Here is a 13025-nt window from a genome sequence, read left to right on the forward strand (position 1 = left end):
CCCCCGACCCGACCGAGGACACGATGACCGAGCAGACCGTCGTCCACCTGCTGCGCCACGGCGAGGTGCACAACCCCCAGGGCGTCCTCTACGGACGCCGTGACGGCTTCCACCTCTCGGCCAACGGCCGGGCCATGGCCGACCGGGTCGCCGAGGTCATCGGCGACCGCCCGATCGTGCACCTGCGCTCCTCCCCGCTGGAGCGCGCGCAGGAGACCATCGCGCCGCTCGCCGCCGCCCGCGGGCTCGAGGTGCTCACCGACGCCCGGGTCATCGAGTCGACGAACAAGTTCGAGGGCGAGCGCTTCGCCCAGGGCGACAACGCGCTGCGCGACCCGCGCACGTGGCGGCACCTGTGGAACCCCTTCCGGCCGTCGTGGGGCGAGCCCTACAAGGAGGTCGCCGCGCGCATGCTGGCCGCGGTGCACGACGCCCGCGACGCCGCCGCGGCGGAGCCCGAGGCCGTGCCGGGCCAGGCCAACGAGGCCGTCGTGGTCTCCCACCAGCTGCCGATCTGGACGACCCGGCTGCACGTGGAGAACCGGTCGTTTCTGCACGACCCCCGCAAGCGCCAGTGCACGCTCTGCTCGCTGACGTCGCTGTGGTTCCGCGGCGACGTGCTGACGAAGGTGACCTACTCCGAGCCGGCCGGCGACCTCATCCCCGCCCGCGACAAGGCCGCGCCGTTCTCCGCCGGGGGAGCCCCCGAGGAGCAGCGTCCCTGATGGTCCACCGCACCACCCGGGCCCGGCGGGTCCGGTCGCTCACGGTCGCGCTCGCGACCGCCCTGCTGCTCACCCTGACGGCCTGCGCCGGCGAGTCGGAGAGCACGGGGAACTCGGGCTACATCACCGGCGACGGGCAGATCACCCTCGTCGACCCCGCCGATCGCGGGGAGCCGATCACGCTCGAGGGCGAGGGGCTCGACGGCGAGCCGCTGTCCCTGGCCGCCGAGCGGGGCCGCCCCGTCGTCGTGAACGTGTGGGGCTCGTGGTGCCCGCCGTGCCGCGCCGAGGCGCCCGAGCTCGTCGAGGCCGCCGAGCGGCTCGACGGCACCGCCGCGTTCCTCGGCATCAACAGCCGTGACAGCTCCCCGGCGCAGGCCCAGAGCTTCGAGCGCACCTTCGACGTGCCCTACCCGTCGATCTACTCCTCCGACGGCCGGGCGCTGCTCGCCTTCGCCGACACCATCCCGGCCCGCACCATCCCGGCGACGCTCGTGCTCGACGCCGAGGGCCGCGTCGCGGCCAGCATCGTCGGGCAGGTGACGTCGGCGGGCACGCTCGTCGGCATCGTCGAGGACCTCGTCGTCGAGGCCGGGGGCACGCTGCCGACCGAGGAGCCGAGCACCGCGCCGAGCACCGCGGGGGCCTCCGGTGGGTGACGCGTTCGCCGAGGCGGCGGGCAGCGGGTCGCTGCTGCTCGCCGTACCGGTCGCCCTGCTGGCCGGCCTCGTCTCCTTCTTCTCGCCCTGCGTGCTGCCGCTCGTGCCGGGCTACCTCTCCTACGCCACGGGCATGTCCGCGGCCGAGGTGGCCACGGCGACGGGCGCGCCCGGGGCGTCGGGGGCCACGGGCGGCGGGGTCGGCGGGGTCGGTACGGCGACCCGCGTCCGCCGCGGCCGCCTCCTGGCCGGGGCGCTTCTGTTCGTCGCGGGCTTCGCGGTCGTCTTCGTGCTCCTCGGCGTGGCCTCCGCGTCGATCGCCACGTGGTTCTTCGAGTGGCAGCGGACGCTGACGATCGCGCTCGGCGCGCTCACCATCGTGCTCGGCCTCGCCTTCGCCGGGTGGCTGCGGCTGCCGTGGCTGCAGCGCGACTACCGGGTGCACGCGGTGCCGAGCGTCGGGCTGGCGGCCGCGCCGCTGCTCGGCTTCCTCTTCGGCCTCGGCTGGACCCCGTGCGTGGGCCCGACGCTCGCGGCCATCACGGCGCTGGCGGCCAACGAGGGCACGGCCGGTCGCGGCGCGCTGCTCTCCGGGGTCTACGCCCTGGGCCTGGGCATCCCGTTCGTGCTGCTCGCCCTCGGCTTCGGCTGGTCGATGCGCGCGGTCGGCTGGCTGCGCCGCCGCCAGCAGCTCGTCATGCGGATCGGCGGCCTGCTGCTCGTCGTCGTGGGCGTGCTGCTCGTGACCGGGTGGTGGGACGTCATCGTGCAGGACCTGCAGCGCTCGCTCATCAGCGGCTACGAGGTGAGCGTGTGAGCACGGAACGCACCGGCCGGACCGGCCCCGCCGACCGTCCCGACTGGCCGGCCACCGAGGGGGACGGCACCGGGGACGCCGCCGCGGAGGGCCCCGCGACCGACCCCGGGGCGGCGCCCGTCGAGGGCCCCGGCTCGGGCGTGCCCGGGCGCCGGCCCGGCGAGCTGACCTTCCGCGAGACGCTGCGCTGGGGGTGGCGCCAGCTCACCTCCATGCGCACCGCGCTCGTGCTCCTGCTGCTCGTCGCCCTCGCGGCGATCCCCGGCTCGATCGTGCCGCAGGAGGACGTCGACTCGTTCGCCGTCGGTCAGTGGCAGGAGGACCACCCGCGCCTCACCCCGATCTACGAGCGCCTCGGGCTGTTCAGCGTCTACGACTCGCCGTGGTTCGCGGCCATCTACCTGCTGCTGATGATCAGCCTCGTCGGCTGCATCCTGCCGCGCCTGCGGGTCTACGCGCGGGCCGTGCGGGCGAAGCCCCCGCGGGCGCCGCGCAACCTGACCCGCCTGCCGGACCACACGTCGTACCGGACGCAGGAGAGCCCCGCCGAGGCCGCGGCCGCCGTGGCGGCGGTGCTGCGGAAGCGGCGCTACCGCGTCGTCGAGGAGCCCGAGCCGGACGCCGCCGGGGACGTCGTGGTGCGCGCCGAGCGCGGCTACCTGCGCGAGGCCGGCAACCTCGTCTTCCACCTGTCCGTGCTCGTCGTGCTCGCCGGGTTCGCGATGGGCAGCCTGCTGGGCTACCAGGGCGGCGTCATCACGCTGGTGGGCAACGGCTTCGCCAACAACGTGACGCAGTACGACGACCTCGACTCCGGCAGCCTGTGGTCGCCGGACGACCTGGAGCCGTTCGCGTACACGATCGAGGACTTCGACATCGACTGGTACCGCTCCGGGCCGGCGTTCGGGCAGGCGCGGGCGTTCAGCGCCCAGCTGAGCTACACCGAGGACGTCACCGAGGGGACGCCGGAGAAGACCTACGACCTGCGGGTCAACCACCCGCTGACCATCGGCGACACCGACCTGTTCCTCATCGGCCACGGGTACGCGCCCGTCATCACGGTGCGCGACGCCGAGGGCGAGGTGGCCTACTCGGGCCCCACGATCTTCCTGCCGACCGACCTCACGTTCGCCTCGTTCGGCGTCGTCAAGGTGCCGGACGGGCTCGACACGCAGGTCGGCCTCGAGGGCGAGTTCTACCCGTACTACGGCTTCGACATGGAGACGGGGCCCTACTCGGTGTTCGGCGAGGCGAGCAACCCGCGCATGTCGCTCATCATGTACACCGGCGACCTGGGCATGGACTCCGGCGCCCCGCAGTCGGTCTACGCGCTGCAGCGCGACGGGCTCGAGCCCGAGCTCGACGCCGACGGCGTGCCCGTGCGGTTCGACCTCGCGGTGGGCGACGTCGCGGAGCTGCCGGACGGGCTGGGCACGGTGGAGTTCGAGGGCCTCGAGCGCTGGAACCGCATCCAGATCAGCCAGACCCCGGGCAAGCTCGTCGCTCTCGGCGGCGTCGTGGCCGCGCTCGTGGGGCTCCTCGGCTCGCTGTTCATCCGCCCCCGCCGCGTGTGGGTGCGGGTGCGCCCGGCGCCCGTGGGTGGTTGGGGCGACGTGGGCGGTGACGAGGACGACCAGGACGCCGAGGGCGGTCCGACGCTCGTCGTGGTCGGCGTGCTGGACCGCTCCACCGGGGCCGGTGGTGGCGACGAGGAGCTGCAAGGCATCCTGGAGGACGTGCGTGGACCCCGGGTGCGCGCCGAGCGGAGCGAGGAGACGGCGTGAGCAACGAGGCGTGGGAGACGCTGAGCAACCAGGCGGTCGCGATCAGCGGCATCGTCTACTTCCTGGGCTTCATCGCCCACCTGTGGCAGTGGGCGTCCCTGCGGAAGGTGCCGGTGAGCCGCGTCGAGCGGGTCGCCGTCGGCGCGGGCGCCCGGTCGGGCGGCGTGTCCGCCGGCCGGCCCGCGGGTCGTCGCAGCGGCGCCACCGAGGAGGCGTGGAGCGAGGACGAGGTCGCCGCGACTGCCGGTGAGGGCGCTCGACGCCGCGTGGCCATGGGCGAGCGGCTCGGCATCATCCTCACGATGATCGCCACCGCGGTGCACTTCGTGGCGCTCGTCGGGCGCGGCATGGCCGCCGACCCCAACCGGGTGCCCTGGGGCAACATGTACGAGTTCACGCTCGCCGGCACCTTCTTCGTCTCGCTGACCTACCTGGTGCTGCTGCGTCGCTTCCACCTCGCGTGGCTCGGCCCGATCGTCGCCGGCTTCGTCGTGACGCTGCTGATGATCGACGTCATCTGGCTGCACGAGGAGGTCGCCCCGCTGACGGAGGCGCTGAACTCCTACTGGCTCGTCATCCACGTCGTCTCGGCCGTCATCGCGACCGCGGCGTTCACCCTCGGCGGCTTCACCTCGGTGCTCTACCTGCTCAAGGAGCGGGCCGAGCGCAAGGAGCTGGCGGGTGCGGGAGTGGGCGCCGGTACGGCGGGGGACACCGCCGCGGTGGGCGCAGCCGGCGAGACTGCCGCGCCGGCCGTGCGCGGCTACCTGGCCCGCGTCCCCGACCTCGTCGGGCTCGACCGCCTGACCTACCGCCTGCACGCCTTCGCGTTCCCCGTGTGGACCTTCGCGGTGCTCATCACCGGCCCCATCTGGGCGCACGAGGCGTGGAGCCGCTATTGGAACTGGGACCCCAAGGAGGTGTGGGCGTTCATCACCTGGGTCGTCTACGCGGCCTACCTCCACGCCCGCGCGACCGCCGGCTTCAAGGGCCGCAACGCCGCGATCCTGGCCCTCATCGGCCTCGCGACGCTGTGGTTCAACTTCATCGGCATCAACTTCTTCTCGTCGTCGAGCATGCACAGCTACGCCTGACGCGGCGGGCGCTCCGCCGTACGACCATCGAGCGGCGGGTTCCCCGGTGCACCGGGGAACCCGCCACTTCACATGTGAACCTTTCACCCGGAAGTGGCGGGTTGCGGCGTCAAGTGTCTCGTCGAGGGCGTTCCGGCCGGGTACGGCGGCGTACCGGCTGCGGGCCGCCAGGGCGCCGGGGCGCGGCGCCTGTGCGGAGATCCGCTGCTCGATGTCTGCTCAGCAGACCTCCGCGCGAGCCGCACGGTCGGTCGCAGGGCGCAGCTAGCGACGACTCGGCGCGCTCGGGGGCGCGCCTGGCGCCGACTGACTCGGCGCGCTCCGGGGCCGGCTACAGACGACTCAGCGGGCGGGAGCGTCCGGCGCGGGGGGCTCGTCGCCCGGGTCGCGGGGCTCGCCCGGCTCCAGCGGGTCGGCGGGGCCCAGGTCGAGCGGGTCGACCGGGTCGCCGGCGTTCGGGGCGGTGCCCGGGGGTGTGCCGGGCGGGGTGCCGGGCCGGCGGACGCGCTTGTTGAGGCCCCAGATGAAGTCGGGGTCGTCGTCCGGGCCGACGGGGCCACGGGGGACGGGGTTCGAGTCCCCGCCCGCGGCGCGGCGCTTGTCGAGCAGCCTCAGGGCGAAGTAGATGCAGGCCACGACCACGAGGACGACCAGCACGAACTTCAGCACCCCGCCAGCCTATCGACCGGGCCAACCGCACCGGTCCGACCGCACCGGGCGCCATCGGCGGGCACGCCGGTCGCTACCCTGGCGCGGTGAAGGAGTTCGTGGTCTACACCCTCATGCGCCTGGCGCTGCTCGTCGTCGCGTACGGCGTGGTGCTCGGCGTCTGGACGCTGCTGACGGACCAGGAGGGGCTGATCCAGCTCGAGCCGCTCATCCTCGCGTTCCTCATCTCAGGCATCGCCTCCTACGTCGTGCTCGACCGTCCGCGCGAGGCCTTCGCACGGCGCATCGACGCCCGCGCGCAGCGGATCTCGGAGAACTACGAGAGGGCCCGCGGGCGCGAGGACGAGGACTGAGGTGCCGGACGGCCCCCTCGTCTCGCGGGAGCGCCCGGGGCACCGCGCGTGGCTGCGCGCCGCGATCCGCAAGGTCGAGGCCGACGCCAACCGGTCCGCGGACACGCACCTCCACCGCTTCCCGCTGCCGGAGCACTGGGACGTCGACCTCTACCTGAAGGACGAGTCCGTCCACCCGACCGGCTCGCTCAAGCACCGGCTGGCCCGCTCGTTGTTCCTCTACGCCCTGGTCAACGGCTGGGTGCGGGAGGGCACGACGGTCATCGAGGCGTCGTCGGGCTCGACCGCGGTGTCGGAGGCGTTCTTCGCCCGCATGCTCGGGCTGCCGTTCGTCGCCGTGATGCCGCGCAGCACGTCACCGGAGAAGGTCGCGCTCATCGAGTTCCACGGGGGCCGCTGCCACTTCGTCGACAAGCCGGGCGCGGTGTACCACGAGGCGCGCCGCCTCGCCGCCGAGTGCGGCGGGCACTACATGGACCAGTTCACCTACGCCGAGCGCGCCACCGATTGGCGCGGCAACAACAACATCGCCGACTCGATCTTCGAGCAGATGGCCCTGGAGCGGCACCCGGTGCCGGCCTGGGTCGTCGTCGGCGCCGGCACGGGCGGCACGTCGGCGACCATCGGGCGCTACGTGCGCTACCGCTGCCACGACACCCGGGTGCTCGTCACCGACCCGGAGGGCTCGGCGTTCCTCGACGGCTACGCCACGGGCGACCCGACGCACACCGTGCCGACCTCCTCGCGCATCGAGGGCATCGGCCGTCCCCGCGTCGAGCCGTCGTTCGTCCCCGGCGTCGTCGACGCGATGACCCGCGTCCCCGACGCGGCCTCGGTCGCCGCCGCGCGCTGGTGCAGCCGCATCACGGGCCGTTCCGCGGGCGGCTCGACCGGTACGGCGCTGTGGGGCGCCCTGCGGGTCGTCGCGCGGATGCGCGCCGCGGGCGAGGCGGGCTCGGTGGTGACGCTGCTGTGCGACGGCGGCGAGCGCTACGCGCACACCTACTACGACGACGCGTGGGTCGCGGCGCAGGGGCTCGACGTCGCGGCGCACGAGGAGACGCTCGTGCGCTTCCTGCAGGACGGCACCTGGGCCGAGCCGGCCTGAGCCATGGGGTTCAGGGGCGGCGGCGCCGCTCGAGGTGCCCCCGCACGCGGGTCTCGGACTGGCCGAGCACCCGCGCCAGCAGCTTCACGCGGTAGACGTAGGCGAGGACGCCACCGACGACGAGCAGGCAGAAGATCGCGAACCACATGCGGTGAGCCTATGCCGGGCCACCGCCTCGCAGGGCGTGCCGAGCGGTGGGGCGATCAGGCGCCGATCCAGAAGCCGGCGAGGAGGCCGATGCCGGCGAGCAGCTCGGCCACGCCGGAGCGGGCCAGCACGGGGATGAGCTCCGGGCCGCGGGCGCCGCGCATGACGATGCCGGCCGCGGCGGCGGCGGGCACGACGTACACGAGCGAGAGCAGCACCCAGGGCGTGGTGAGCAGGGCGATCGCCACGAAGTCGGCGCCGGCGCCCGCCACGAGGAGCACGTAGAACCACCGGGTGCGCTGCTCGCCGAGACGCACGGCGAGGGTCCTCTTGCCGGCGACGGTGTCGGTGGGCACGTCGCGCAGGTTGTTGGCCACCAGGATCGCGCAGGCCAGCGCGCCGATGCCGCCGCCGGCGTACAGGCTCGGCAGCAGGGTGTCGGCGGTGAAGGCGCCGACCTGCACGTACGTCGTACCCACCGTCGCGACGAGGCCGAAGAACACGAACACCATGACCTCGCCCAGGCCGAGGTAGCCGTACGGCTTCTCGCCGCCGGTGTAGAACCACGCGGCCAGCACGCAGACGATGCCGACGAGCACGATCCACCACGCGGTGGTCGCGGCGAGCACGAGGCCCGCGACACCGGCCACCCCGAAGGCGGCGAACGCCGCGGTCTTCACGGCCCGCGGCGACGCGAGGCCCGAGCCGACGAGGCGCAGCGGCCCGACGCGGTCGTCGTCGGTGCCGCGGATGCCGTCGGAGTAGTCGTTCGCGTAGTTCACGCCCACCTGGAGGGCCAGCGCGACGACGCCCGCGAGCAGGGCCTTCCAGGCCACGGCCTCGTCGCCGTAGATCGCCACACCGGTGCCCGCCAGCACCGGCGCGATCGCCGCCGGCAGGGTGCGCGGGCGCGCGCCGGCCACCCAGTGGGCGAGGGTGGGGGAGGACGCGGGGGCGGGCGACGCGGACGGCATGGTCACCGATTCAAGCACCGCGGGCCGCCAGTAGCCTGCCGGGGTGTCCTCCCTGCGCCCCGTCGCCGGCCCGCCGGCCTCCGTCGTCGAGGCCCTCGCCGCCTGGCTGGAGGCCCCCGCGGAGCCCGAGCCGTTGATCGTCGAGACCTCCGGCTCCACCGGTAGCCCCAAGCGCGTCGTGCTGTCGCGCCGGGCCGTGCGCGCCTCCGGCGAGGCGACGGCTGCGGTGCTCGGGGCCCGGGGGCAGTGGCTGCTCGCCCTCCCCGCCACGTACGTCGCCGGCGTGCAGGTCGTCGCCCGCTCCCTGGCCGCCGGCCACCGACCCGTGCTGCTCGACGACCACCCCGGGTTCGCCGCCGCGGCGGCGGCCATGACGCCCGGCGTGCCGCACCTCGTCTCGCTCGTGCCCACCCAGCTGTTCCGGCTGCTCGACGACCCGGAGGCGACGGCGGCGCTGCGCGGGTTCCACACCGTCCTCCTCGGCGGCGGACCGATCGACCCCGAGCTGCGCGAGCGGGCGGCCGCCGCCGGCGTGCGGGTCGTCGCGACCTACGGCTCCGCCGAGACCGCGGGCGGCTGCGTGTACGACGGGTGGCCGCTGCCCGGCGTACGCCTGCGGCTCGAGGACGACGGCCGCCTCGCCGTCGCCGGGCCCACCCTCTTCGACGGGTACGACGGCGACCCCGCCCTCACCGCCGAGGTGCTGGTCGACGGGTGGTTCCGCACCTCCGACGCCGGGCGCCTCACCCCCGACGGCCGCCTCGAGCTGCTCGGCCGCGTCGACGACCTCGTGGTCTCCGGCGGCGTCAACGTGCCCACGCCCGTGGTCGCCCGCCGGCTGCGGGAGCACCCCGACGTCGCGGCGGCCGAGGTGCTCGGCGTCGAGGACCCCGAGTGGGGGCAGCGCGTCGTGGCCTGGGTGGTGCCGGCCGCCTCGTCGGGGGCTCCCGCGTCCGACCTCGACGCCCTGCGCGACTGGGTCGCCGCCGCGCACCCGCGCGCCTGGGCGCCGCGGCAGCTCGTGGTGATCGACGCCGTCCCCCTGCTGCCCAACGGCAAGACCGACCGGCTGGCGCTGCGGGGGATGGTGGAAGGATGAGGCTGCACGTCGTCGCGCTCGGTCTGCGCACCCGCTTCCGGGGAATCACCAGGCGCGAGGTCGCGCTCGTCGAGACCGAGGGGCCCGACGGGTCGAGCCGGTGGGGCGAGTGGTCGCCCTTCCTCGAGTACGACGCCCCCACCGCCGCGCCCTGGCTCACCTGCGCCGAGGAGGCCGCGGCCGGGGGGTGGCCCGCGGCGGTGCGGGACGCCGTACCCGTCAACGTGACGGTGCCCGCCACCGACCCGGAGACCGCGCACCGCATCGTGCGGTCCGGCGGCTGCACCACCGCCAAGGTCAAGGTGGCCGAGCGCGGCCAGACCCTCGCCGACGACGTGGCGCGCCTCGAGGCGGTGCGCGACGCCCTCGGCCCGGCGGGCCACGTGCGCGTCGACGCCAACGGTGGCTGGTCGCTCGACGAGGCCGTGCGCGCCGTCGGGGTGCTCGACCGGGCGGTCGGGGGGCTGGAGTACGTCGAGCAGCCGTGCGCGAGCGTGGAGGAGCTGGCGGCGCTCCGCCGCCGCGTCGACGTGCCGGTCGCCGCCGACGAGTCCATCCGCCGGGCCGCGGACCCCTACCGGGTCCGCGACCTCGAGGCGGCCGACATCGCCGTGCTCAAGGTGCAGCCCCTCGGCGGCGTCGCCGCCTGCCTGCGCATCGCCGAGGACATCGGGCTGCCCGTCGTCGTCTCGTCGGCGCTGGAGTCGTCGGTCGGCATCGCCGCCGGTGTCGCGCTCGCCGCCGCCCTGCCCGAGCTGCCGCACGCGTGCGGGCTGGCCACCGTGCAGCTGTTCACCGAGGACGTCGTGGCCGACCCGCTGCTGCCGGTCGACGGGATGCTGCCGGTGCGCTCCGTCGTACCGGACCCGGGGCTGCTGGAGCGCCACGCTGCGGCCCCCGACCGGCTGGCGTGGTGGGCTGACCGGCTCGCGGCCGTCGGCGCCGTGCGGCAGGATCGCCGCTCGTGACCGCGACCGTCGAGGGGCCCGAGCCCACCCCGGAGCCCCCGGCCGTGCTGCTCGCCCGCGCGGTCGTGGCCGCGCTGGTGCGCGCGGGGGTGCGGGAGGTCGTGCTGTCGCCCGGGTCGCGCAACGCCCCGCTGGCCTTCGCGGCGTACGACGCGGCCGCCGCGGGTGCGCTGCGCCTGCACACGCGCGTCGACGAGCGGACCGCCGGGTTCCTCGCCCTCGGGCTGACGCGGGGCGGGTCGCGGGCGGCCGTCGTGTGCACGTCGGGCACCGCCGCCGCCAACCTCCACCCGGCGGTGCTCGAGGCCGCCCACAGCGCCGTGCCCCTCGTCGTGGTGACGGCCGACCGCCCCGCGTCGCTGCGCGGCACGGGGGCGAGCCAGACCACCGACCAGGTGCGGCTCTTCGGCGACGCCGCCGCCTTCGGTGACCTCGTCGCGCCGGACGAGGTCGACGAGACGTTGCTCGCCCTCGCCGGCCCCGTGCAGCTGAACGTGCAGCTCTCCGGCGTGCTCGTGCCGAGCGCACCCTGGCCCGCCGCCGACGTGCCGGCGCCGCTGCCGCGGGAGACGGGTCGCTCGCGCCTCGGGTCGGCGTACCGCCGCGCGGTCGAGGACGGCTCGGCGCACGTGCTGCCCGCCGGCCCGCGCACCGTGGTCGTCGCCGGCGACGACGCCGGCCCGCCGGCGCGCATCCTCGCCGAGACCGCCGGCTGGCCGCTCCTGGCCGAGCCCAGCTCGGGGGCGCGGACGGGGCCGAACGCGCTGCGCGGCTACCGCCTGCTGCTCGACGGACCGCTCGGCGCCCGCGTCGAGCGCGTCGTCGTCGCCGGTCACCCCACGCTGTCCCGGCCGGTGACCCGGCTGCTCGAGCGCGCCGACGTCGAGGTCGTCTCCTGGCGCCACGCCGGGCGCTGGACGCGCCGACCGTTCCACGTGGCCGCCGAGCACGACGCGGTCGCCGCGCCCGCGCCGGACGGCGACGGGCCCGACCGCACCTGGCTGCGGGAGTGGCAGACCGCCGACCGCGCCGTCTCCCGGCGCCTCGACGCAGCGGTGGCCGCCGAGCCGGAGCTCACGCCGTACGAGGTCGCGGCTGCGGTCGCGCGCGCCCTGCCGGCCGGCGGGCTGCTCGTCGTCGGCGCCTCCAGCCCGATCCGCGACCTCGACGTCATGGCGACGCCGCCCCCGGCGGGCGAGCGGCGGCTCGTGCTCGCGAACCGCGGGCTGGCCGGCATCGACGGCACCGTGTCGACGGCGATCGGGGCGGCGCTGGGCCGGGACGGCTCGTCGCGCGCCCTCGCCCTGCTCGGCGACGTGACGTTCCTCCACGACGCGGGCGGCCTCGTGCTCGGCCCCCGGGAGGAGCGCCCCGACCTCACCCTCGTCGTCGTCAACGACGACGGCGGCTCGATCTTCACCATGCTGGAGCAGGGCGCCGAGCGACACGCCGACGCGTTCGACACCCTCTTCGGCACGCCCCACGGCACCGACCTGGCGGCGCTGTGCGCCGCGACGCGCACGCCGCACTGGCGGGTGGAGTCGCTGCCCGAGCTGGAGCACGCGCTCGCCTCCCCGGCGGGCGGGATCGAGGTCGTCGAGGTGCGGGTACGGCGCGACAACCGCCGCGCGCTCGACCTGCGGCTGCGCGGCCTGGCGGCCGAGCCGACGGAGTGATCCGGCTGGTGGAGCCGGCCCGCGCTCAGCCCTGCCAGGCGCCGATGAGGCGCAGCGCGTCGGCGGCGGGCGAGCCCGGCTCGGCCGTGTAGACCTTCAGCTTCTGGCCGGCGGCGCCGGGCACGTCGAGGGCCTCCCAGGTCAGGTCGAGCTCGCCGACCAGCGGGTGGCGCAGTCGCTTGGTGCCCCACGTGCAGTCGTGGACGCGGTGCTCGGCCCAGAGCCCGGCGAACTCCGGGCTGCGCACGCTCAGCTCGCCGACCAGCTCGTGCAGCGCCCGGTCGTCCGGGTGCAGGCCGGCGTCGGCGCGCAGCACCGCAGCGGTCGTCGCCGCGGACTCCTCCCAGTCGACGTAGCGCTCCCGCGCGACGGGGTCGAGGAACGTGAAGCGGGCCAGGTTGCGCTCGCGGAACGGCAGCGCCTCGGCGTCGAAGAAGACCTTGCGGGCCAGGTCGTTCATCGCGAGCACCTGCAGGCCGACGCCGTGCACGAAGGCGGGGCTGTCGGTCATCGCCGCCATCATCTTGTGCACGCCGGGGCGCACGCGCTGCGGCGGCGAGACGGTCTCCGTCGACACGGCGGGTGCGTCACCGGCCAGGGCGAAGAAGTAGGCCTGCTCCGCCGGGTCGAGGCGCAGCGCCCGCGCCACGCCCGTCAGCACGACCGAGGAGGGTGCGCCGGCGCGGCCCTGCTCGAGGCGGGTGTAGTAGTCGACGCTGACGCCCGCGATCCGGGCGACCTCCTCGCGGCGCAGCCCCTTGACCCGGCGGGTGCGGGTGAGCGTGTCGTCGCCGAGCGCGGACGCCGCGTCGGGGCGCACGCGCGCCCGGGCGGCGCGGAGGAAGTCGCGGAGCTCGGCCTGCGTCATGCGCCCATGCTGCCAGCGCGCGCGGTGTGCCCGGGGGTCGAGGGTGGTCCTGCCAGGGCCAGGCTCGCGGTCGGTGGGCCCGCC

The 13025-nt window shown here is 75.4% G+C and carries 14 protein-coding genes; 10 read left to right on the forward strand and 4 right to left on the reverse strand.

Annotated elements, in window-relative coordinates; translation table 11 throughout:
- Positions 1-23 precede the first annotated feature (23 nt).
- The 5 genes from KK617_RS11355 to ccsB are packed head-to-tail and all read left to right on the forward strand — an operon-like array spanning position 24 to position 5079.
- Complete coding sequence (locus KK617_RS11355; protein WP_277500121.1) at positions 24-725, forward strand: histidine phosphatase family protein; 702 nt, start codon at positions 24-26, stop codon at positions 723-725.
- Positions 725-1384: a TlpA disulfide reductase family protein gene (locus KK617_RS11360; RefSeq protein WP_277500122.1), complete on the forward strand. Its 660-nt coding sequence runs from the start codon at positions 725-727 to the stop codon at positions 1382-1384. Before KK617_RS11355 ends, KK617_RS11360 begins: the two co-directional genes overlap by 1 nt.
- Complete coding sequence (locus tag KK617_RS11365; RefSeq protein WP_277500123.1) at positions 1377-2201, forward strand: cytochrome c biogenesis protein CcdA; 825 nt, start codon at positions 1377-1379, stop codon at positions 2199-2201. The genes KK617_RS11360 and KK617_RS11365 overlap by 8 nt, the downstream gene beginning before the upstream one ends.
- Positions 2198-3985 (forward strand): cytochrome c biogenesis protein ResB, encoded by a 1788-nt coding sequence (locus KK617_RS11370; protein ID WP_277500124.1) that lies wholly within the window; start codon positions 2198-2200, stop codon positions 3983-3985. The genes KK617_RS11365 and KK617_RS11370 overlap by 4 nt, the downstream gene beginning before the upstream one ends.
- On the forward strand, positions 3982-5079 hold the full coding sequence (ccsB, locus tag KK617_RS11375; protein WP_277500125.1) for a c-type cytochrome biogenesis protein CcsB: 1098 nt from the start codon (positions 3982-3984) through the stop codon (positions 5077-5079). The genes KK617_RS11370 and ccsB overlap by 4 nt, the downstream gene beginning before the upstream one ends.
- Positions 5080-5421: 342 nt before the next feature.
- Here the strand turns inward: ccsB and KK617_RS11380 are convergent, their stop codons facing one another.
- Positions 5422-5748 carry a hypothetical protein gene (locus KK617_RS11380; RefSeq protein WP_277500126.1) on the reverse strand — a complete coding sequence of 109 codons (327 nt, stop codon included), beginning with the start codon at positions 5746-5748 and terminating at the stop codon, positions 5422-5424.
- A gap of 86 nt (positions 5749-5834) precedes the next feature.
- On the opposite strand from KK617_RS11380, the gene KK617_RS11385 reads away from it, so the two are divergent.
- Together KK617_RS11385 and KK617_RS11390 are read left to right on the forward strand one after the other, a co-directional pair.
- On the forward strand, positions 5835-6101 hold the full coding sequence (locus KK617_RS11385) for a DUF4229 domain-containing protein (RefSeq protein ID WP_277500127.1): 267 nt from the start codon (positions 5835-5837) through the stop codon (positions 6099-6101).
- 1 nt (position 6102) lies between these two features.
- The gene (locus KK617_RS11390; protein WP_277500128.1) at positions 6103-7209 is read left to right on the forward strand and encodes a PLP-dependent cysteine synthase family protein; all 1107 of its coding nucleotides are present in this window, start codon (positions 6103-6105) and stop codon (positions 7207-7209) included.
- 10 nt (positions 7210-7219) lie between these two features.
- Here KK617_RS11390 and KK617_RS11395 read toward each other — a convergent pair whose 3' ends face one another.
- Together KK617_RS11395 and KK617_RS11400 are read right to left on the reverse strand one after the other, a co-directional pair.
- Positions 7220-7357, reverse strand: a complete 138-nt coding sequence (locus KK617_RS11395; RefSeq protein WP_277500129.1) for a hypothetical protein — start codon at positions 7355-7357, stop codon at positions 7220-7222.
- Positions 7358-7412: 55 nt separating this feature from the next.
- A complete protein-coding gene (locus KK617_RS11400; RefSeq protein ID WP_277500131.1) occupies positions 7413-8330 on the reverse strand; it encodes a 1,4-dihydroxy-2-naphthoate polyprenyltransferase in 918 nt (305 codons plus the stop codon).
- Between the two features lie 43 nt (positions 8331-8373).
- Here KK617_RS11400 and KK617_RS11405 point away from each other — a divergent pair, with 43 nt between their 5' ends.
- The 3 genes from KK617_RS11405 to menD are packed head-to-tail and all read left to right on the forward strand — an operon-like array spanning position 8374 to position 12073.
- Positions 8374-9429, forward strand: a complete 1056-nt coding sequence (locus KK617_RS11405; RefSeq protein WP_277500132.1) for an AMP-binding protein — start codon at positions 8374-8376, stop codon at positions 9427-9429.
- Positions 9426-10397 carry an o-succinylbenzoate synthase gene (locus tag KK617_RS11410; RefSeq protein ID WP_277500133.1) on the forward strand — a complete coding sequence of 324 codons (972 nt, stop codon included), beginning with the start codon at positions 9426-9428 and terminating at the stop codon, positions 10395-10397. The genes KK617_RS11405 and KK617_RS11410 overlap by 4 nt, the downstream gene beginning before the upstream one ends.
- Positions 10394-12073, forward strand: a complete 1680-nt coding sequence (menD, locus tag KK617_RS11415) for a 2-succinyl-5-enolpyruvyl-6-hydroxy-3-cyclohexene-1-carboxylic-acid synthase (protein ID WP_277500134.1) — start codon at positions 10394-10396, stop codon at positions 12071-12073. Before KK617_RS11410 ends, menD begins: the two co-directional genes overlap by 4 nt.
- A gap of 25 nt (positions 12074-12098) precedes the next feature.
- On the opposite strand, the gene KK617_RS11420 is transcribed toward menD, so the two are convergent.
- Positions 12099-12941, reverse strand: coding sequence for a helix-turn-helix transcriptional regulator (locus tag KK617_RS11420; protein ID WP_277500135.1), 843 nt, complete (start codon positions 12939-12941; stop codon positions 12099-12101).
- Positions 12942-13025 lie beyond the last annotated feature (84 nt).

The sequence above is a fragment of the Nocardioides sp. ChNu-99 genome, assembly GCF_029493445.1.
Classification (GTDB): Bacteria; Actinomycetota; Actinomycetes; order Propionibacteriales; family Nocardioidaceae; genus Nocardioides.